The organism is Rhodoferax potami, assembly GCF_032193765.1.
In the GTDB taxonomy this organism is placed as follows: Bacteria; Pseudomonadota; Gammaproteobacteria; order Burkholderiales; family Burkholderiaceae_C; genus Allorhodoferax; species Allorhodoferax potami.
In genome coordinates this window covers 1,008,810-1,029,370 of the sequence record NZ_JAVBIJ010000001.1, presented here as the reverse complement: position 1 = coordinate 1,029,370, position 20,561 = coordinate 1,008,810, and the positions used below count along the sequence as shown (strand labels likewise).

20 protein-coding genes, 1 tRNA gene and 1 pseudogene are annotated in these 20,561 nt (G+C 59.2%); 14 read left to right on the top strand and 8 right to left on the bottom strand.

The genetic code is table 11. The features are described from left to right. The first annotated feature begins 71 nt into the window (after window positions 1-71). From RAE21_RS04935 to RAE21_RS04920, 4 genes are read left to right on the top strand one after another with little or no spacing between them, the layout of a single operon-like run. Window positions 72-1,229: an imelysin family protein gene (locus RAE21_RS04935; protein WP_313880397.1), complete on the top strand. Its 1,158-nt coding sequence runs from the start codon at window positions 72-74 to the stop codon at window positions 1,227-1,229. Beyond that, entirely contained in the window at window positions 1,226-2,674 is a 1,449-nt protein-coding gene (locus RAE21_RS04930; protein ID WP_313880396.1) for a di-heme oxidoreductase family protein, read from the top strand. Before RAE21_RS04935 ends, RAE21_RS04930 begins: the two co-directional genes overlap by 4 nt. Beyond that, the gene (locus RAE21_RS04925) at window positions 2,671-3,750 is read left to right on the top strand and encodes an imelysin family protein (protein WP_313880395.1); all 1,080 of its coding nucleotides are present in this window, start codon (window positions 2,671-2,673) and stop codon (window positions 3,748-3,750) included. The genes RAE21_RS04930 and RAE21_RS04925 overlap by 4 nt, the downstream gene beginning before the upstream one ends. Beyond that, entirely contained in the window at window positions 3,740-4,915 is a 1,176-nt protein-coding gene (locus tag RAE21_RS04920; RefSeq protein WP_313880394.1) for a DUF1513 domain-containing protein, read from the top strand. The genes RAE21_RS04925 and RAE21_RS04920 overlap by 11 nt, the downstream gene beginning before the upstream one ends. A gap of 24 nt (window positions 4,916-4,939) precedes the next feature. On the opposite strand, the pseudogene RAE21_RS19330 reads toward RAE21_RS04920, so the two are convergent. Next, window positions 4,940-5,700: pseudogene (locus tag RAE21_RS19330) on the bottom strand (tetratricopeptide repeat protein). A gap of 92 nt (window positions 5,701-5,792) precedes the next feature. Between RAE21_RS19330 and RAE21_RS04910 the strand changes: the two are divergent. The 7 genes from RAE21_RS04910 to hemP all read left to right on the top strand — a co-directional run bounded on the left by RAE21_RS04910 (window position 5,793) and on the right by hemP (window position 11,310). Next, complete coding sequence (locus RAE21_RS04910) at window positions 5,793-6,008, top strand: (2Fe-2S)-binding protein (protein WP_313880391.1); 216 nt, start codon at window positions 5,793-5,795, stop codon at window positions 6,006-6,008. A gap of 126 nt (window positions 6,009-6,134) precedes the next feature. Then, on the top strand, window positions 6,135-8,375 hold the full coding sequence (locus RAE21_RS04905) for a TonB-dependent receptor (RefSeq protein ID WP_313880390.1): 2,241 nt from the start codon (window positions 6,135-6,137) through the stop codon (window positions 8,373-8,375). 29 nt (window positions 8,376-8,404) lie between these two features. Further along, window positions 8,405-9,088: a Fe2+-dependent dioxygenase gene (locus RAE21_RS04900; protein WP_313873284.1), complete on the top strand. Its 684-nt coding sequence runs from the start codon at window positions 8,405-8,407 to the stop codon at window positions 9,086-9,088. A 43-nt stretch (window positions 9,089-9,131) separates the two neighbouring features. Further along, window positions 9,132-9,857, top strand: coding sequence for an energy transducer TonB (locus RAE21_RS04895; RefSeq protein ID WP_313880389.1), 726 nt, complete (start codon window positions 9,132-9,134; stop codon window positions 9,855-9,857). A gap of 46 nt (window positions 9,858-9,903) precedes the next feature. Beyond that, the gene (locus RAE21_RS04890) at window positions 9,904-10,623 is read left to right on the top strand and encodes a MotA/TolQ/ExbB proton channel family protein (RefSeq protein ID WP_313880388.1); all 720 of its coding nucleotides are present in this window, start codon (window positions 9,904-9,906) and stop codon (window positions 10,621-10,623) included. Window positions 10,624-10,641: 18 nt separating this feature from the next. Then, the gene (locus RAE21_RS04885; RefSeq protein WP_313880387.1) at window positions 10,642-11,064 is read left to right on the top strand and encodes an ExbD/TolR family protein; all 423 of its coding nucleotides are present in this window, start codon (window positions 10,642-10,644) and stop codon (window positions 11,062-11,064) included. 63 nt (window positions 11,065-11,127) lie between these two features. After that, on the top strand, window positions 11,128-11,310 hold the full coding sequence (gene hemP, locus RAE21_RS04880) for a hemin uptake protein HemP (protein ID WP_313880386.1): 183 nt from the start codon (window positions 11,128-11,130) through the stop codon (window positions 11,308-11,310). A 78-nt stretch (window positions 11,311-11,388) separates the two neighbouring features. Here the strand turns inward: hemP and RAE21_RS04875 are convergent, their stop codons facing one another. Then, complete coding sequence (locus tag RAE21_RS04875; protein WP_313880385.1) at window positions 11,389-11,796, bottom strand: GlcG/HbpS family heme-binding protein; 408 nt, start codon at window positions 11,794-11,796, stop codon at window positions 11,389-11,391. Window positions 11,797-12,005: 209 nt separating this feature from the next. On the opposite strand from RAE21_RS04875, the gene RAE21_RS04870 reads away from it, so the two are divergent. Further along, a complete protein-coding gene (locus RAE21_RS04870) occupies window positions 12,006-12,701 on the top strand; it encodes a Bax inhibitor-1/YccA family protein (protein WP_313880384.1) in 696 nt (231 codons plus the stop codon). A 118-nt stretch (window positions 12,702-12,819) separates the two neighbouring features. Further along, complete coding sequence (locus RAE21_RS04865; RefSeq protein WP_313880383.1) at window positions 12,820-13,194, top strand: hypothetical protein; 375 nt, start codon at window positions 12,820-12,822, stop codon at window positions 13,192-13,194. A 17-nt stretch (window positions 13,195-13,211) separates the two neighbouring features. Here the strand turns inward: RAE21_RS04865 and rlmD are convergent, their stop codons facing one another. From rlmD to surE, 4 genes are all read right to left on the bottom strand, one after another. Further along, on the bottom strand, window positions 13,212-14,681 hold the full coding sequence (rlmD, locus tag RAE21_RS04860) for a 23S rRNA (uracil(1939)-C(5))-methyltransferase RlmD (RefSeq protein ID WP_313880382.1): 1,470 nt from the start codon (window positions 14,679-14,681) through the stop codon (window positions 13,212-13,214). Window positions 14,682-14,775: 94 nt separating this feature from the next. Beyond that, a complete protein-coding gene (locus tag RAE21_RS04855) occupies window positions 14,776-15,699 on the bottom strand; it encodes a peptidoglycan DD-metalloendopeptidase family protein (protein ID WP_313880381.1) in 924 nt (307 codons plus the stop codon). 14 nt (window positions 15,700-15,713) lie between these two features. Then, window positions 15,714-16,535, bottom strand: coding sequence for a protein-L-isoaspartate(D-aspartate) O-methyltransferase (locus RAE21_RS04850; protein ID WP_313880380.1), 822 nt, complete (start codon window positions 16,533-16,535; stop codon window positions 15,714-15,716). Beyond that, window positions 16,532-17,302 (bottom strand): 5'/3'-nucleotidase SurE, encoded by a 771-nt coding sequence (surE, locus tag RAE21_RS04845; protein ID WP_313880379.1) that lies wholly within the window; start codon window positions 17,300-17,302, stop codon window positions 16,532-16,534. The genes RAE21_RS04850 and surE overlap by 4 nt, the downstream gene beginning before the upstream one ends. 124 nt (window positions 17,303-17,426) lie before the next feature. Here surE and RAE21_RS04840 point away from each other — a divergent pair, with 124 nt between their 5' ends. Beyond that, on the top strand, window positions 17,427-18,404 hold the full coding sequence (locus RAE21_RS04840) for an NADPH:quinone oxidoreductase family protein (RefSeq protein ID WP_313880377.1): 978 nt from the start codon (window positions 17,427-17,429) through the stop codon (window positions 18,402-18,404). Window positions 18,405-18,477: 73 nt separating this feature from the next. Here the strand turns inward: RAE21_RS04840 and RAE21_RS04835 are convergent. Beyond that, window positions 18,478-18,553 (bottom strand) — tRNA-His (locus tag RAE21_RS04835). Between the two features lie 61 nt (window positions 18,554-18,614). Beyond that, on the bottom strand, window positions 18,615-20,513 hold the full coding sequence (locus RAE21_RS04830) for a peptidylprolyl isomerase (protein WP_313880376.1): 1,899 nt from the start codon (window positions 20,511-20,513) through the stop codon (window positions 18,615-18,617). Window positions 20,514-20,561 lie beyond the last annotated feature (48 nt).

Sequence of the window (20,561 nt, the reverse complement as noted above, 5' to 3'; positions counted from 1 at the left end):
TTTTGCGTAATTTATTGAGAACGATTTGCATTAAGATGTGCGTTTAGATTTGCACTTCGCAGAAAGACTCCATGCATAAACGCAGCTTCCTCCAAGGGACCCTTCTCGCAGCCACCCTCTTGAGCGGACTCCCCTTGCGGGCGCAGACCGTTGATACCGCCAGCGTCGTGCGCAACTACGCAGAATTGGTCTCGGCCAACTACCAAGACGTGTTGACCAGCGCACGGGGCCTGCAAAAGGCCATAAAGGCCTTGACCGCGGCCCCGAGCGCCCAAGGCTTGGACGACGCGAAAAAAGCATGGCTGGCTGCCCGCGAGTTTTACGGCCAGACCGAAGCCTTTCGCTTCTACAGCGGCCCGATCGATGACGACAAGGGCCCCGAGGGACGACTCAACGCCTGGCCTCTGGATGAGTCCTACATTGACAGCGTGGCCGGCAAGCCCAAGGCCGGCATCGTCAACAACCGGAAGATCACGATCAACAAAGCTACGCTCGCCAAGCTGAACGAGCGCGGCGGCGAAGAGAACATTGCCGCCGGTTGGCACGCCATTGAGTTCCTGCTGTGGGGTCAGGACCAAAGCGACACCGGCCCGGGCAACCGCTCTTTTGAAGACTTTGTGGATGGCAAAACCGCCAACGCAGATCGCCGCCGCACCTACCTAATGGTGGTGACCGAGCTGCTGATAGATGACCTGGGCTTCCTCGTCAAAGCCTGGGCACCTGCCAGCAAGAACTACCGTGCGCGATTTGAGCAAGGCGGCATCCAGTCGGTGCACAAAATGATCGTCGGCCTCGGCTCACTGTCCCGTGGCGAGCTGGCCGGAGAGCGACTGGAAGTCGCGATGAACACCCAGGACAAAGAAGACGAACACTCCTGCTTCTCTGACAACACCCACCGCGATGCTGCCACCAACGCGCAGGGCATCCAAAACGTCTGGCTCGGCAGCTACCAGCGCCTGGACGGCACTTCGCTGCAAGGCCCCTCGCTCAAAGACTTGGTAGCACTCAAAAACCCGGCCCTTGCAGACAAAGTGAGTCAACAAATCGCCCGGAGCGTGGCGTTCGCCAACGCGATCCAGGCTCCCTTTGACCGGGAGATCCTGGGTGCCAAAGACGCGCCGGGGCGCATCCGGTTGCAAAAGACGATCGACAGCTTGGTCCAGCAATCCAAAGACTTGACCGAAGCAGCCGCCGCTTTGGGCATCCACAAGCTGGCCCAAGCGCAATGAAGCTGCGCGCCCGTCAAAAACTGGGGCTGCTGATCGCGGCGGCCGGCGCGGCTGCCGCATTGCTCTGGCCCGTATGGGGTCACAGCAACAATGACACCGCCGGCCGCAGTCAAGGCGAACTGACCGCGGACCAAGCGACTGCATTTGTCACCGGGCGCAATGCATTCTCGATGCCACTGCCCACCCTAGACGACGAGGAGCGGGCCCGGTTTGCCGTGGGTAATTCTTTCTTCCGCCGCAATTGGGTGGAGGCCCCCGCCTCCACCACCGCCCGCGACGGCTTGGGCCCCCACTTTATTGCCCGCTCCTGCGGCGGCTGCCATGTACAAGACGGCCGCGGCGCACCGCCCGAATTCCGCAAGGGCCTGAGCGAGCCGCCCGTTGCCTTGCTGATACGGCTCTCGATTCCAGGCACTGGCGCCCATGGCGGCGTAGTGCCCGACCCGGTCTATGGCGACCAGCTCAACAATGCCGCCATTCAAGGGGTGCAAGCCGAGGGGCAAGTGCAGATTCGCCACCAGCCGGTACATGGCCGCTTTGCGGATGGCACACCCTACACACTGCGCAAGCCGCTCTACCGCCTGACCCAACTGGCCTATGGCCCCTTGGCGCCCGGCGCCATGATCAGCCCCCGCATTGCGCCCCAGATGGCCGGGCTCGGGCTGATAGAGGCTATTACTGATAGCGACATCCTTGCCAACGCCAGCGCCCAAGCCGCCCTGGCCGGCCCCATCAAGGGCGTGCCTAATCGGGTCTGGGACGACGTTGCCCGCGCAGAGCGCATCGGCCGCTTCGGCTGGAAGGCCAACCAAGCCAGTCTGGCCAGCCAAACGGCCGGCGCGTTTTTGGGCGATATCGGCATTACCTCCACCACACACCCTGAAGAAGCCTGCACCCCCACCCAAAAAGATTGTTTGGCGGCACCCCGGGGTGCACAGGGCCAGGCACCGGAAATTGACGACCGCACGCTGGGCGATGTGGTGTTCTACCAGGCCACCCTCGCCCCGGCAGCGCGACGCCATAGCAACCGGGCGGACGTGGTCCGGGGGGAATCGCTGTTTGTGCAAGCCCAATGCGCCACCTGCCACCGCCCCAGCTACACCACGGGCGCAGCACCCTTCCCCCGCTTGTCCAGCCCCAAGGTTGAGGGCGTGAAAATCTGGCCGTATACCGACCTCTTGCTGCACGACATGGGCCCCGCGCTGGCCGATGGCCGCCCGGACTCCGCTGCCAATGGCCGGCAGTGGAAAACACCGCCTCTCTGGGGCGTGGGTCTGATTCACGATGTCAACGGCCACCGCCGGCTCCTCCATGACGGGCGGGCCAACGGGGTGCTCGAAGCCATACTCTGGCATGGTGGCGAGGCCCTAGCTGCGCAACAGCAGGTGCTCAAGTTCAGTGCACGCGACCGCCAGGCGCTGGTCGCGTTTGTGGAATCTTTATGAAGCGGCGCACCCTTCTCAAAACATGGTCTTTGAGTGCTCTAGCGCTCATACAAACTGCGCATGCAGCTACAAAAACCATAGCATCCAGCTGCGCAGCGCCCACCGGGACGGCGACGCCGTTTTACCGCGCGAGCGAACTGGCGATGGGCGGTCTACAAAGCCACTGGCTGCCACGCGCCCATGCATTCGCCCAAACCGCCAGCGCACTTCAACAGACCCTGCAAACCACGCCTGCAGACCTGCCCGCCCAACGCGCAGCCTGGGTGCGCTGCATGTTGGCGTGGGAGCAACTGGCGGCGGTGCCTGCAGGGGCCCTGCTGGAGCGCCGCTCGGTGCGCACCCTGGACTTTTGGCCGACCCGCACCGCACAGGTACAAGCGCTGGCGCAAGTCGCAAAGGATGCCAGCGCGGAGGTCTTAGCCGCCCGGGTGCGCGCTGCCGGGGTCGGCGCCAAAGGGCTGCCCGCTTTGGAGTGGCTGCTCTGGCCCCAGGCGACCCAGCCTGGTGCGCAGGCGCTCGCTGCGGCTATTAGCAGCGAGGTATCTGCAGAGGCAGGCACCCTGCTGCAGGCCTACCAGACTGCAACACAGGCGCCTGACAGCGGCTCGGTGGATGAAGCACAAGCCTGGACCGACTACGGCGAATGGTTCACCCAATGCATGGGCAGCCTCGACCAATTACGCCTGAAGAAAATGCGGGTCAACACCCGGGGCAAAGACAGCACCATTTGGGTGCGGGGCCTGAGCGGGCAAACCGCCGCCGCGTGGCAGGCGCAGTGGGAGAGCATCGCAAACTTTCTGGCGGGCGACCCTGCAGGCAACTGCGCACCCTCCAACGACGCAGCGGCCCGGTGCTTTACCGACCTGTTGCGCTCGCGCGGCCACCTCGCGCCTGCCACCCAACTGGCGCAGCAACTGGCAACGACCCGCCTTGCAGTGCACGCGGCCCGCCCGCAAGCACCAAGTAGCGTATTGCGCGCACAGAACAGCATCGCGGCGCTGCACACCTTGGCCAGTGACATGGGGGCCCGACTCTTCGATTTCAGCCAAGGGTTTACGGATGCCGATGGCGATTGACCCTGCGCCAGACGCTCAGCCGCTGACGCGCCGGCAAACACTGAGCACACTGGCCACCATGGGCCTCGCAGTTTGGGGTGCAGGGCAGCCCCGCACAGCTTTTGCCACAACAAATGCGCGCGTCAAAGAGACACAAGTGCTCACCGCCTGGCAAGACCGGGGGCAAACCTACGCCGGTGTCTGGACCCCACAGGGCGCCCGCTGGGCCACCGCCCTGCCCGACCGGGCGCACCAACTGCTGCCCCTCACCGCCTCACGCGCCGGCCAAGCGCCAGTGGCGCTGGTGGTCGCACGCCGGCCCGGTGAATACCTGGCCCGGGTGGACACGCGCAACGGCCGCCTGCTGCACCTACACCCCATGGAGCCGGACCGCTACTTGGAGGGCCACGCTGTGCAGTCGCCGGACGGGAAATTCATTTTCACCACCGAGAGCGATGGCGACACCGGCCAAGGGCTGATTGCGCAGCGGCATGCAGGTTCGTTGGAAACGATTCGCGAATTCCCCAGCGGGGGCATCGGCCCCCACGCCTTGATGTGGGAGCCTGGTGGGCACCTGATCGTGGCGAATGGCGGAATTTTGACCCTGCCCGAAACAGGTCGCCGCAAACGCAACCTGCCGCAAATGGCCTCTTACCTGACGCGGCTGGACAGCACCAGCGGCCGCATCGTCGCGCAGTTCGCGTTAGAAGACCCGTATTTGAGCCTGCGCCACCTCGCGCTGGCACCCGATGGCACCTTGGCGGTAGCCTTGCAAGCCGAGCATTCAGACCCTGCGCTGCGGCAAGCGGCGCCGGCGTTGGCCTTATTGGGCTCCGAGGGGCTGCACACAGTGGCGTGGCCCGCCGAGGGCGCAGCGCCCGACGGGTGGCAGGGCTACGCGGGCGACGTGTGCTGGGCGGCCGATACGTTTTGGGTGAGCGCAACCTTTGCCGGCCAGGTAATGGGTTGGTCCGCAACTGGCGAGTGGAGAGGCATGCTGCCATTGGCAGGCGCCGGCGCGCTAATGCCTGTAGGTAACAGCGCTGATGGCTTTATCGCGGGCGGTAGCCGCGAGGCACTACTTGCGCCTACAGACACCAGCGCCACTGGCAGTGCCAGCCCCCACAAGCGCTACAGCTTGGCCAGAGGCTGGGACAACCACGGCACTCTGCTATCTTATTTATAGCTATTCGCACAATATCGGTGCGCGCTAGGCGGCTTTTTGAAGCATGGATTCGCCAATACTACGAATTTCGGGGTAGCTGGAATCCAGCAGCCGCTGGCCTGCTTGGCGCAGATAAGCGGCCGTGGCAGTGGCAGGCACCTTGCGCAACCAGTGCAATGCCGCTTGCAAATCACCGCGCTGTGCCAGCAAGGTGGCGTAGTTGAATTGCCCGCGGAAGTCGCCGCCTGTGGCCCCGGCTTCAAACCAGACAAAGGCCGCATTGAGGTCACGGGCCACGACCCTGCCATCCTCGTAAAAATAGCCGATCTTGGTCATGGACTTGGCATGCCCGCGCGCTGCGGCGTGGCGGTACCACTCCAGTGCGGCGGCTTCGTCCTGTGCAACCCCCATGCCGGCTGCCAGCAGATTGGCGTAGTTGTACATCGCCGCATCCAGCCCCGCGTGCGCTGCCTGGCGGTACCAGTTGGCGGCCGCAAAGTAGTCCACGTCCCCCCCCAACCGTTTTCAAAACAACGACCGGCCATATTCATGCCCATGGGGTGTGCCTGCTGCGCCGCTTTCAAAAAACTGGCCCTTGCGGCATCTGGATTCCGGGGTTGTCCGTGGCCATCGAGCAGCCATTGCCCGGCGATGGCTTGTGCATCCGCACTGCCAAGCGCGGCTGCGGCTTCCATCCAGCGGGCTGCGGCAAGCGGCTCGGCTTGTGTCACTGCTTGCCAGTCTTGCGGTGTCATGGATTTGAGAATATCGGGAGAAGGAGGCAAATGAAGTTTTAGCGCGGGCATGGTAAACAAAAGTAAATTTTTTTAAGAACTATAAATGCAAATGCGACAACTTCTCATTTACAATTCAATTTTTCCACAGCACCGGACCACCCATGATTGTTTGTGTCTGCCACCGCGTATCCGACAAAGAGATTCACCTTCACGCCAGTGAAGGCAAGAGCTTTGAAGACATCCAGATCGATCTGGGCGTGGCAACTCAATGTGGCCGCTGTGAAGACTGTGCCCGCGAGGTCGTTGAGCGCTGCCACGCCAACGCCACTATGGTGCACGGCGCCTGGAAAACCATCACCATGACCCGCCATCTGTAGGTCATTTTTTAAAACTAAACAGGAATGCTTCTTGTTTAGTTGACACGTTAGCAAGCCACGTCCAAGACCGCACTGCCGGTGGGAGACATAGCCAGCAAATTCTTTTCATTGAACGTTGAGAGCGCTATGCCCACTACTCGCCCCTTCCCTTCCCCGACGCCTTTGGCGGCCAACCCTGCGACCTTGCTCCCTCTGGGCGCGATGCTGCTGGCAGGATCTTTTTCTGCGGTAGCCCAAGACACCGGGACGGAAGCCGTCAAAACACTCAAACCCGTCACGATCACCGAAAAGGCCGAAGAGGCACAGGGCAAAGACTCCGTGCGCGCCACCACAACATCAATCGGCAAAGGCAAACAAGAGCTGCGCGACATTCCCCAGTCCATCACCGTAGTGACTGAAAAGCTGGTCGACGACCGTAACCTTGACACCCTGAAAGACGTGCTGCACAACACCGCTGGCGTCACATTCCTGGCTGCAGAGGGTGGAGAAGAAGACATCCGCCTGCGCGGCTTCTCGCTGGCGCAAACCGGCGACATTTTTGTAGACGGCATGCGCGACCCTGCGTTCTACGACCGCGACACCTTCAACAGCGACAAAATCGAACTGCTGCGCGGCTCCGCATCCATGCTGTTCGGCCGCGGTTCCACCGGGGGCGCTGTCAACCAAAGCAGCAAGCAAGGTCGTGCCATTGACGACCATGAAATCAGCACCACCGTTGGCATGTACAACTACCGCCGGGTGACAGGCGATTTCAACATCCAAACCGGTGAAGACTCGGGCCTGCGTATCAATGCCATGGTTACCAAAGCGGACAACAACGCCGCGGGCAGCAGCATCGACAAACGCGGTATCGCCGCTAACTACCGCTGGGGCATCGGCACCAAGGACGAGTTCTCGGTGGGACTCATGTCACTGGACAACGACAACGGGATCAACTACGGCGTGCGCTGGATCCGCCCCACTTCCGCAACAGCAACCACGAGCTCGGTCCTGAACAGCGCTATCGCCCCCCAAACCTATTACGGCATGGCCAGCGACTACAACAAGGGGACCGCAGACTACATCACCGCTAGCCACACCCACCGCTTTGACGACGACAGCGAGCTGAAAACCTCGGTGCGCCGTGGCGTTTACACCCGCGACCAGCGTGCCACCCTTTGGAACTACGCCACAGGCACCGGCATCAACAACTTCACTGATGCCACCGTTTTAACCCGCGGCGCTCAAAACAAGATCCAAGACCTGAACTCGGTGTATCTGCAAACGGATTACACCAAGAAGTTCTCGGCCTTTGGCGTGAAGCATGAGTTGTTCACTGGCGTGGATTTTGGCCAAGAGAACAAAAACGTATTCCGCGCCACTGGCGGCGTATCCCGCCCCGCGACCACCGTCGGCACTCCTAACGACGGAGCTTCGGTGGACGAGTCGGCCCGAATCGTGACGCGCTCCGGTGCGTTCCAGGCAGATAACCTCGGCCTGTACGCCATGGACTTGGTGCAAGTGGCCGAGCATTGGAAAGTACTGGGTGGATTGCGCTTTGATCGCATGCGCGGCAACTACATCACGGAAGACGCAGCTGGCGTGAAAACGGCAGCCTTTGAGCAGAATATTGCCAATTGGAGTCAGCGGGTTGGCGTGATGTACCAGCCCACTGAGCTGAGCTCGTTCCACTTTTCTTGGGGAACATCCTTCAACACCTCCGGTGACACCTATTCCTACAGCGCCGGTAACTCCAATGCGAAACCGGAACAAAGCCGAAACGTGGAAATCGGTGCCAAGCTGGACTCCGCAGACAAGCGCTACACCACGCGTCTGGCGATCTTCCAGTCAGTGAAGTTCAACGAACGCAACACCGACCCTGACAATGCCGCAGCAACACCGGTGCTGTCCGGTCAGCGCCATGCCACCGGGCTTGAAATTGACGCCTCAGGCATGTTGACCCCCAAGTGGGAGATTTACGGCTCCTACATGTGGATGCCCGACGCCATGGTGGATGCGGCAGCCCCGTGCCCTGCTACAGGAACCTGCTCTCAGAACACAGCGGGTGACCGTGTCGGCGATCGACCTTCCTTGACTCCCGTCCATAGCGGAACAGTGTGGACCACCTATCAGTTCACCCCCCAATTCCGTGCAGGCACTGGCGTGAACTTCCGCAGCGAGCAGTCACCTAACCGCAATCCCGGCTTCTTTGCACCCGGCTACGCCACCCTCGACCTGATGGGCGAGTACAAGTTCAACGAAAAAGCAGTGCTCAAAGTCAACCTGACCAACGCACTGGACAAGTTGTACGCAGATGGTCTGTACACCAGCTTCTACACACCTGGCCCCGGCCGGAATCTGCAAGCCACTTTAAACCTGAAGTTCTAAGCCAGCGTCCTTACCTGCCAACCACTGCCATGCTTTTGCACCTGCCCGATCTGCTGACCTCTGACGAGGTCGCCCATGCCCAGCACCTGTTGAAGGAGGCTCCTTGGACGGATGGGCGCAAAGGCACCGGTGAGTTGGCCAGGCAGGTCAAAAACAACGAGCAACTGGACCACGAGGGTGACATTGCCCGCAGCATCCGCGAACTGGTGCTGCGGGGTCTGGACCGCAACACCACCTTCTTTTCTGCGGCACTGCCTAAAAAAGTGTTTCCACCCCGTGTCAACCGGTACGGGGGTGACAGTAACTTCTACGGCAACCACATCGATGGCGCCATTCGCTACATGCCCGGCAACGGGCAGCGATTGCGAACGGATGTGTCGTGCACCGTGTTCCTCAATGACCCTGAGGACTATGACGGCGGCGAACTCACGATCGCCGACACCTACGGCGAAAAGACCGTCAAGCTGCCGGCGGGTCACGCGGTGCTCTACCCCGGCACCAGCCTGCACCAGGTCAAACCCGTGACCCGCGGGCACCGCATCGCCTGCTTTTTCTGGATTGAGAGCCTGGTTCGCAGCGACGAGCAACGCCGCATGCTCTACGAGCTCGACATGAATTTGCTGGCCATGCGTCGCCGGCACGGCGATTCGGAAGAAACCACAGCACTCACGGGCGTCTACCACAACATGCTGCGCATGTGGGCCGACACCTGAGGCCACTGGCCACGCTCAACGCCCTTGATGATTTTTACTGCCTATGTCTACTTTTGCACTTCCACGTTTTGGCGCACTTCCCGCCTTCAGTCGTAACACCAGCATCGTCCTGACGGTGGTTGCCTTCCACGTGGCGGTTTTGTGGGCCGTGCAGAGTGGCTTGCTCAAGCGCGTCGTAGAGGTGGTCGTACCCGCCGAAATCCTGGTGGAGTTTGTCACCCCCGCATCGCCACCACCCGCACCGCGTGCCACCCCACAGCCCAAAACACCCACCAAAACAGTCACCACCAAACAAACGACACCTCCAGTGCCTGCACCCACACCCACGGTGGCACCTCAACCCGCGCCCTTGGCGATTGCACCCTCTGCCAATACACCGGCACCGTCAGCGGCAACCCCTGCAGCAACGGCGGCTACGCAAAGCAATGCCACTGGCAGTAGCAATGCACCTGCAGCCCCGCCCGCACCACCGGCTCCGCCAAAGATCGAATTGCCTTCCAGCGATGCCGATTACCTGAACAACACCAAGCCTGCCTACCCCGCAATCAGCAAGCGTTTGGGTGAGCAAGGCCGCGTCGTGGTGAGGGTATTCATCGATGCTGACGGGCAACCCAGCCAGGCCAGTGTCAAGCAAAGCAGCGGATTTGACCGCTTGGATCAAGCCTCGGTAGAGACCGCTCTGAAATGGCGCTATGCACCGGGCAAGCGCGCTGGTGTCGCACAGGGCATGTGGTTTGACGTACCCCTTAACTGGCAGCTCACACGCTAGTCCACGCTTTCTCTTTTATTCAATTCGTTTTTCTTCGGAGCTATTTATGGAATCTCAACTCGGCCTCATCACCCTCTGGAACCAAGGCGACTGGGTCACCAAATCGGTAGCAGTTTTGCTGCTCGGCATGTCCTTGGCATCGTGGATCGTGATCCTGATCAAGGCCCTCGACATCTTCAAGTTCAAGTCGCTCGCAGGCCGCACCGAAAGTTTCTGGCATAGCGCTGACTTTGAATCGGGCATGACGACCCTGGGCAACCCGGTCGACAACCCGTTTGTTCAATTGGCGCGCTCGGGGCAAGAAGCCACCGCCCACCACCGCCACACCCAAACCCAATTGCATGACGCCCTGGACATCAGCGACTGGATCAGCCGCGCCTTGCGCAACAGCATTGATGACAGCACCGCACGCTTCCAGAGCGGCTTGGCTGTGTTGGCGTCGGTCGGCTCGACGGCACCTTTCGTAGGGTTGTTTGGAACCGTTTGGGGCATCTACCACGCACTCATGGGCATTGGCGCATCAGGCCAAGCCACTATCGACAAGGTCGCCGGTCCGATCGGCGAGGCGTTGATCATGACCGCCTTGGGCTTGGCTGTGGCCATCCCGGCAGTGCTGGGCTACAACGCGCTGGTGCGTGGCAACAAGTCCATCCTGACCAAGCTCAACCGTTTCGCCCACGATTTGCACGCCTACTTTGTGACAGGCGCACGGGTCACCCACGTCCAAAGCGGTGACAGCAAAGTCGTCGCCATGAAAAAAGCCTGATCCGCCCAAGGAGCCCCCATGTCATTTGGAATGCAAGACGCTGGCTCAGACAGCGACGCCGAGGTCATGAACGAGATCAATATGACACCGCTGGTCGATGTGATGTTGGTGCTGCTCATCATCTTCATCATTACCGTGCCGGTGATGAAACACGCTGTCAATGTAGAGCTACCAACCGCCACGAGCCAGCCTGAACAAGTCAAGCCGGAAACACTGCAACTGAGTGTGGACGCGCAAGGCGCTTATTTTCTGAACCAATCGCTGGTTGCCAGCGATGCCCTGAGCGGGGTACTGCAAGCCGAGGCCGGCAAGGATCCGCAACCGGAATTGCATATCCGCGGGGACAAAGCTGTGCGCTACGAATTCGTGGCACAAGCCATGGCGTCCGCCCAACAGGCGGGGCTGCGCAAAATCGGGTTCATCTCCGAGCCGACACGCTGAGCGCAACGCATATCGACTTGACGTATGGAATCCCCTCAGACACTACCCGGCACCCTTGCCCCCATGCCCAGCCCGCTCGTGTCCGGGGAGCGGCGCAACGCTTCCAAGCCGGTCGATAGCGCTGGCAACCGGGTTGTCAAGGCGAGCACACTGCTCGGCGAGCGCCAGAGTGTGGACATTGAATACAACGGCCAGCGCTACCGCCTGCAAACCACGAAGGCAGGTAAATTGATTCTGACCAAATAGCAGCATCACTATAAAAATAGCGGGTAGCGCACATAGAACGTGCACTACCCGCTATCTTTTTAATAGCAATCGGTCGACTTACAGACCAATAGCAGCAATACCGGCTTTGGCGATCTGGGCGTCTTCGTTCGACTTCACGCCGCTCACACCCACCGCGCCCAAACATTGGCCATCCTTCATGATCGGCACGCCGCCTTCCAGCAGGGCATCGAGGTTGGGCGCGCTCAAAAAGGACACGCGGCCGCCGTTGATCATGTCTTCATACACTTTGCTCTCGCGGCGCCCCAAAGCGGCGGTGCGCGCTTTTCCGGGTGCAATGTGAGAAGAGATGGGAGCCGCGCCATCCAGGCGCTGGAATGACAACAAATGACCACCATCGTCCACGATGGCAATACTCACGGCCCAGCTGTGTTTCGCAGCTTCTGCCTGAGCGGCGGCGGCGATGGCGGTGACGTCGGCAAATTCGAGAACGGCTTTGGTTTTCATAGGATGTGCAAGTGATAAGGGTGAAAACCCTGAGCATAACCAAACGCGGAGTCCTTTTACCCCGCTTGCACTCAGATCACCCCTACCCGAATTGACAAGAATAAGCATACAAACCGTGGGGGTGGCAGCACGAAGGCCTAGAATGTTTGCACTGCTTGCTGTAACCGTGCATGTGCGCGACTCAGGCAGTCAACAACTGGAGTTACACCATGACCGATCGCACTACTACCTTTGGCCAGAGCCTGGGCTATGGCGCATCAACCGCGCAACGCAACAAGGTGCTGCGCAACACATATTGGCTGCTCTCACTGAGCATGATTCCCACCGTGGTGGGCGCTTGGGTCGGTGTGGCGATGAACTTGGGCCCTATTTTCAGCGGCATCCTTGGCTTCGTGCTGTTCATGGCCATCGCCTTCGGCTTCATTTTCGCCATCGAAAAGACCAAGAATTCTGCTGCTGGCGTCCCTGTGCTGCTGGGCTTCACTTTCTTCATGGGGCTGATGATGTCTCCCCTGATCCAGCGCACCCTGGGCTTTAGCAATGGCCCTCAACTCATCATGACCGCATTTGCCGGCACCGCAGGTGTGTTCTTCGCCATGGCCAGCTTGGCCACCGTGATCAAGCGCGACCTGAGCGGTATGGGTAAATGGTTGTTTGTAGGCACTATCGTGTTGATCGTGGGCGGCTTGGTAAACGCTTTCGTGGGCTCTACTGCCGGCATGATGGCCTTGTCCATGGCTGCCATCGGCATCTTCAGCTTCTGGATGCTGTACGACGTAAAGCGCATCGTGGACGGCGGCGAAACCAACTACATCACCGCGACTCTAAGCCTGTACCTGAACATCGTGAACGTGTTCCAGAACTTGCTTGCTCTGTTGGGCATTTTCGGCGGCGAACGCGACTAAGCGGGATAGCTGCCGCAGATGGCAGCATGCGCTCAACAAAAAAGGCCCCGAGGGGCCTTTTTTGTTGTCAATATCAACACCGGAATGCCGATAACACCAGTAGCACTTCATCCGCCCTATGACACTACGCCCTCTTCTGTTGCTACTCCCCTTGCTGCTCTCAGGTTGCGATCTGCAATCGATTCAGGCAGCAATGGCCGACCCGAAGATCGCCCAACGCGAAGCGGAGGCCAAAGCCATCGGCAGCGCCTGCCGGCACGGGCTGCGCAGTATTGAAGACTGCTACTCGCTCAACGAGAAAGCATCCAAATCCGCCATTTTCAACGGCTGGAAAGAGATGGATCTCTACATGCGCGAAAACAAAATCGAAGGTGTTGCACCCCAAGGCTTGAAACCTCCTCCACCTCCGCCACCAGCACAGCCAGCCGAGGCCGTGATCACGGAGGAAGAGGAAGATCCCAAAGCAAAATCCAAGGCCAAACCCAAAGGTTAGTGCTTAGCGCCAAGGGCTCAGTCGTTCCGCTCGAACACGGCAATGCTCTCCACGTGCGCCGTGTGGGGGAACATGTTCACCACGCCAGCCTTAGAGCAGGTGTAACCGGCCTCATTGACCAGCACTCCAGCGTCCCGGGCCAAAGTGGCAGGCGCGCAGCTCACATACACAATGCGCTTGGGCGGTGTCCAGCCCTTGCGCAGCTCGGGCTGCTGGCACAGCGCTGCCAAGGCTTGCACCAGCGCATAGGCACCCTCACGCGGGGGGTCTATCAGCCACTTGTCGGCGGAGCCATCCGCAATCAACAGCTCAGGCGTCATTTCAAACAGGTTGCGCGCTACAAATTCAGTAGCTGCGAGCGGAGATTCTGCGGGCGCTGCAGCCGCTTTTCGCTTGGAATTAAAGACCAGGTTTTCACGCGAACGGGCCACTAGGGCTTCAGCCCCTTCAATACCCAACACTTCGCGCGCTTGGGTAGCCAGTGGCAGGGTGAAGTTGCCCAAGCCGCAGAACCAATCAATCACACGTTCAGTCTTCTCCACCTGCAAAAGACCCAGCGCCCTTGAGACCAGCACCCGGTTGATGTGGGGGTTGACCTGCGTGAAATCGGTCGGGCGGAACGGCATGGTGATGCCAAAGTCAGGCAGGCTGTAGGCCAACTCTCCGGTCTCATGGCCCGGCAACTCGTCAAGGCGGTGAATGGTTTCAGGGCCCTTGGGCTGCAACCACCATTGCAAACCCGCCTGGGTCGCTGCAAAGGCCCGCAGGCGGGCTTTGTCAGCCTCCGACAGCGGCTCCATATGGCGCAGGACCAACGCAATAACGCCAGCCTGATTGTCTTGTTGGTCGCTGATGTCGCCCATGGCGAGCTCAAGTTGCGGAATGGTTTCCACGGCGTCCATGGATTCGATCAGCTGACGCAAGGGTATCAGCATCGCGCTGACCCTCGGAGCCAGCACGTGGCAGACCTTCATATCCGCCACATAGCGGCTCTTGCGCTCATGGAAGCCGATCAGCACCGCACCCTTTTTCCGAACAAAACGCACGGACAAACGACCACGGTAGCGGTAGCCCCACGAGGGCCCCTCGATAGGCCGCACCACATTGTCCGGCTTGAGTTTGCCGATGTGATGCAGGTTGTCTTCCAATACACGTTGCTTCACGGCCACTTGGGCCCCTACGTGCAAGTGCTGCATCTTGCAGCCGCCGCAGGCGCCTTCATGCAGACCAAAGTGCGGGCACGCAGGCTGCACCCGCTGGGAAGACTCGATGTGGATCTCAGTCAGAGTGCCCTTCTCGAAACTGGCCTTGCTGCGGTGCATCTGAGCACTCACCACTTCAAATGGGAGCGCCCCTTCGATAAACACCACTTTGCCGTCAGGCCGGTGGGCGACCCCCTGAGCTTCGAGGTCTAGAGATTTCACTGCCAGCCAGCCATCAGGCAGCTGCGGCGTGGCCGCTGTGTCATTGTTGTGTTCGTCAGTCATCCCTGAATTGTCTCAGGTCCGACCGCATCACCTCCACAACTCCGCGCCGATCTCGCTGCGGGCTGTGTACCCGATAGAAAAAAGCCTCAGCGGCCTAACGAGCGGGGAGGTATTTCATCGGATCCACCGGTTTGCCTTGGCGGCGAACCTCGAAATGCAACTTGACGCGATCTGCATCGGTGCTGCCCATTTCGGCGATCTTTTGACCCTTCTTCACCGTCTGGTCTTCTTTCACCAGCAAGGTCTGGTTATGGGCATAGGCCGTCAAGAAGGTGTTGTTGTGCTTAAGGATGATCAGGTTGCCATAGCCGCGCAATCCGGCGCCGGCGTACACGACTTTCCCCTCACCCGCTGCCAAAACGGGGTCACCGGCATTCCCGCCGATGTCCAAGCCTTTGTTTTTGACTTCATCAAAGCCAGCTAGCACTGCTCCATTGCCCGGCCACATCCAAGCGACTGCATCGTCGCTCGCGGCAGCGGGGGTAACTGCCGCAACCGCAGGCGCACTGGCAGGAGCAGATGCTGCCTTGGCCGGTGCACTCGCTGCTGCGGTGGTGGCGGAGGCCGCTCTGGCCGGCGCACTCGCCGCCGAAGACTGCCCGCTAGCGGGTGGCAGCGCCGTCACAGTGCTGCTACTGCTTGCCACAGGCTTGGTACCTGCAGCTTCTGTAACCGCTACCGGCTGCACGATCCGCAGTACTTGGCCCACTTCAATTTTGTTGGGGTTGTCCAGCGCGTTCCAGCGTGCGATGTCTTTATGACTTTGGCCGCTTTCCAAGCCAATACGAATCAGCGTATCGCCGGGCTTGACGGTGTAATAGCCCGGTTTGCCTGCATTCTCAAAGCCAGGAGGCTGCTTGACCGCTTGGGTGCGCGGGTCGGTGCTCACCGTTTGTTGCGGCGCTTGGCTGGAGCGATCCTCGACAGGCGCACGGGTAATGGGCTTGGAGCCACAACCCGCCACCACCAGTACCGCGGCACCCGCAACACCAAACCACAAACTACGCATACCAACCATATTGATTTTTCCCTTCAGGCAACGCCCGATTTTAGGGGTACAAAATGCACCGCCTCCAGAATGCTCTGGCGCAGGCCCTGGGCTGTTTTGTCAACGACCAGGAGCGCCTGTCCGCCGGCGTGCACCACGGGAGCGACCAAGCGTCCACCCACTGCTAATTGATCAATCCACGCTTGCGGCAAAGCATCGCCTCCGGCGGCCGAAATAATTCCTGCATAAGGCCCACCCTTGGGATAACCCGCCATGCCATCCCCGAACAGTAAATGCACATTGGGCAAGCGCAAAGGCCTCAAATTGTCTCGGGCTTTGTCGTGCAAACCCTTCAAGCGCTCAATGCTGTAGACCTCTGTGGCCACACGGCTCAGCACTGCGGCCTGGTAGCCGCAACCGGTGCCGATTTCCAATACGCGGCCCATGGGCCCGGTCGCTCCATTACGCAACAGCTCGATCATGCGAGACACCACTCCCGGCTTGGAAATGGTCTGCCCCAGCCCGATGGGCAGGCTGGTGTCTTCGTAGGCCTGGTTCACTAAGCCACTGTCCACAAACCGGTGTCGCTCAATCGAACCCATGGCAGACAAAACCAAGGGGTCTGTAACACCCTGCCCGGCCAGCTTTTGCACCATACGTTGCCGCACCGCCAGCGAATCCATCCCCAAACCCTGGGGAATAGGTACGCCGGAGGCTCCACTTTTGGGAGCCACCGTTTTAGCAGCGCCTGTTACCGAGCCAGCTTGGCCCCGCGGTGCCAATGGCATTACCGTACCTGACGGATGCGGCCGGTTTTTCGCAAGGGTGGTGTCGAGCCGCGCCGGAAAGGAGGGCCGCTCCTTCATACCTTGGGTGATGAGGTCAAACGGTTCATCGACTGAGCCCAATAGCCCAGATTGTCATGGTCAGTGAGATCGACTTTGAGCGGAGTCACGGCAACATGGCCTTGAGCTGTGGCATGGAAATCAGTGCCATCAGCATCGTCCTTCACCGGACCCGCGGCACCGATCCAGAACATGGTTTCTCCGCGGGGGCTCAGCTGCTTGATCACTTTCTCGGCAGCGTGTCGCTTACCCAGGCGACACAGCTTGGCGGCGCCGATCATCTCAAAAGGCAAGTTGGGAATATTGACATTGAGCAGCCAAGGCGCAGTGGTGATCATGTGCTGCTGCTGCATTGCAAGCACCATCTCACGGGCTTTTTGCGCGGCAGATTGCAAGTGAACCCAGTCCCGCTCCACTTGGGAAAATGCAATCGCTGGAATGCCGAACAAAAAGCCTTCCATTGCGGCACCGACAGTGCCCGAGTAGATAGTGTCATCCCCCATATTGGCACCGTTGTTGATACCTGATACCACCAAATCTGGGCGGTAATCCAGCAAACCGGTAAGCGCGATGTGCACACAATCTGCAGGTGTGCCATTCACGTAGCGAAAACCGTTCGCGGCCTGGTGCACATACAAGGGCGAATGCAGCGTCAGTGCATTGGATTTAGCGCTGTTATTTTGCTCAGGAGCAATGACCTCCACTTCAGCAACATCTTTGAGCGCTTCGTAAAGCGCCACGATACCGGGGGCTTGATAACCGTCGTCGTTGGAAATGAGAATTTTCATAGCAAGAAATAGTGTGGAGGCATTGTAGGGGGCAGTACTGCAGCCGGTCGCCGTCGGGACAATTGGACGCAGACACTCCGCGTACGGGTTCTATGATTTGAGGAATTATCTTTGGAGAAACACCATGCATGCCTGGCTATGTGAAGACCCCACAGGCGTTGACGCCTTGAATTGGAAGGAGCTACCAACGCCTGAGCCCCGGGCGGGAGAAGTCCAGTTGGAGATTCACGCAGCAAGTCTGAACTTTCCAGACCTGCTGATTATTCAAAACAAGTACCAAATGAAGCCCGCACTGCCCTTCGTGCCGGGGTCTGAGTATGCAGGAGTCGTGGTTGCAGTCGGTGAAGGCGTCACCCATTTGAAGGTTGGCCAAGCAGTCGCATGCCTCAGCGGTACTGGCGGTTTTGCGACCCATACGATCGCACCCGCTGCCATGTGTATGCCGCTTCCTGCAGGGTTCCCGATGGTGGATGCCGCGGCATTCATCATGACCTATGCCACCTCACACCATGCATTGCTGGACCGTGGGCAACTGAAGGCAGGTGAAACGGTCTTGATTTTGGGTGCCGCTGGCGGCGTGGGCACTGCAGCCATCCAGATCGCGAAAGCCGCAGGGGCCAAGGTGATTGCCGCGGCCTCGAGCGCAGAAAAATGCGAACTTTGTACCCGTATCGGCGCCGATGCCACGATCAACTACAGCACCGAGAACCTGCGCGATGCCCTGAAGGCACTGACGCAAGGACGCGGACCAGATGTGATCTACGACCCTGTGGGTGGGGATCTTGCGGAACCGGCATTCCGCTCCATCGCATGGCGCGGCCGCTACTTGGTCGTAGGCTTTGCCGCTGGTCCCATTCCGGCGCTTCCCTTCAACTTGGCACTCCTGAAAGGCGCTTCTATCGTAGGCGTCTTCTGGGGCGACTTTGCCAAGAAAGAGCCGGGTGCCAACGCCAAAATGATGCAAGAACTTGCCGGCTGGTACATGCAGGGAAAAATCAAGCCAGTGATTGACCGCACACTGCCGATGGGCGAAGCCAAAGCCGCTTACGCGCACATGGGTTCACGCAAAGTAATGGGCAAAGTGGTCCTGGTGAATAGTTGAAATCCGCCGGCCGCTACTTTTCAAACCTACAAAAACAAAAACCCGCTAACTTGCGTTAGCGGGTTTTTTTAACTGGGGTGGCTGATGGGGCTCGAACCCACGACAACAGGAATCACAATCCTGGACTCTACCAACTGAGCTACAGCCACCGTAGAAGTAAATTATAACCCGAATTTCCGGCTCTTTTTCAATTCACGCCGGTTTTGGGTCTCAAGGTGCAGGTACCTTCATCTGCACTTTGAAACGCTGCTTCAAGCCTTCATAGTAGGCAGCGCTCTCAGCTGCAGCCACCCATTGGGCGTATTGCGCTTGTTCCTGCTTGGATTTTGCCTCTTCCACTGCAGTGCGCTGCAGAACCTTGTTAACTCGCACAATGGCGTAGCCCTGTGTCCCCAAGTCAACGCCCACGAATGCCGGGAGCTTGGCAGGGCTGGCACGCAGAGCAGCGTCTACTATTGCGCCTTGCAAGCCTTGGCTCGCGTCACGCGACATCGTCACTGCGGCAGCGAAGCTGACACTTGACGGGTCTTTTTGCACCGAGGCTAATTTCTCAGCCCCTTCTTTTTTCGCCTGCTCCAGCGCCCGGCTAGCGATCAAACGATCCCGCACCAGAGGCTTGACTTCTGCCAACGACAGGGCACGCGCAGGGCTGTAGGAGAGGACCCGTGCAGATACCAATTGATTGGCGCCAAGTTCAAGGGCTTCCGTATTGCGCTTGTTCTCCAGCGAGTCAGCGCTAAAAATAGCCTCTAAAAAGCGGCTGTTGGCGAGGGGGCCAGTAGCACCCGGCTGCACCGCACGCTGAACACCGTTCGCTGTCTTCACTACGAGCTTCAGACGATCGGCGACAGGCGCCAAGCTGTCCGATTGCTCGTAAACACCATTGGTAAATGATTCAGCCGCTTCGGCAAATTTCCGTTGCGCCAGTTGCGCTCGCAGTTCTGGTTCGAGACTGGCTTTGACCTCATCAAAAGACGGCTGTTTAGCGCTCTTGACATCCGCCAATTTGATGATGTGGAAGCCAAAATCAGACTCCACCAGATCGCTGATGTCACCCTTTTTCAGGGAGAAAGCTGCTTCTTCAAAAGGCTTCACCATGGCGCCACGACCGAAGTAGTCCAAATCGCCTCCGCGGACAGCAGATCCGGCATCTTGCGAATTCTTTTTAGCGACCTCTGCAAAGGTCTCGGGTGCTTTGCGAACTTGGGCGAGCAGCGCAGCTGCGCGTTCTTGAGCCTTGGAACGCTCAGCCGCAGGCATGTCCTTCGGCGCATTGATCAAGATGTGGCTCGCACGTCGCTCTTCCTGGGCACTAAAACGGCTTGCGTTTTGATCGAAGTAAGACTTCAAATCAGCGTCGCTCACCACAACCGATTTCTTCAGCGCTTCAATATCAAGCAGCACATATTCAATGTTGGCAGTTTCAGTGGACTGAAACTGCGCAGTGTTCGCCTGAAAGTAGGCTTCAATATCGGCCTCTGAAGGATTTACCTTCGCAACAAAATCTGCCGGACCGAAGCGGGTTACTTGAATTTCGCGGCGCTCGAAAAAAGCGTTGAGCGCAATGTCAGCCAGTGCTTTCGGTGAAAAAGCAGTAGACGAAATGGCAGACTCCACTTGCATCAACGAGAGATCGCGGCGCACACGCGCCTCAAAACCCTCGGGAGTCAGCCCTTGGCTTGCCGCCAATTGCCGGTAACGCTCCATGTCCATGGTGCCATCGGGTTTACGCAGACCTGCAATGGTCGGGTTTTGCTGCAACTCTCGCGCCAGGCGGGCGTTGCTCATGGTGAGGTGCGACGCTTGAACAGCCTCGGCCATCACCTTGTCACGCACTAAACGCTCAAGTGTCGCGTAACGTGCTTGGGGGGAATCCAGGAGCTTGGGATCCAAATTGGGTACGGAGGTGCGCAGTCTGTCGACTTCGTTTTTGTGAGCAAAGTCCCATTCTTCTTGGGTAATCTTTGCTTTGCCAACGGTCGCTACCGTTGCGCCCTGATCTGCCATGCTTTTGTAACCATCAACCCCCACCAACACAAAGGCGGGAATGAGTAGCAAGAACATCAAGAACATCAACACCTTGGTGTGCTTGCGAACAAAATCGAACATGCGCTAACTCTCCATTTGAACAACAAAAAAGGCGAACAAACTGTTCGC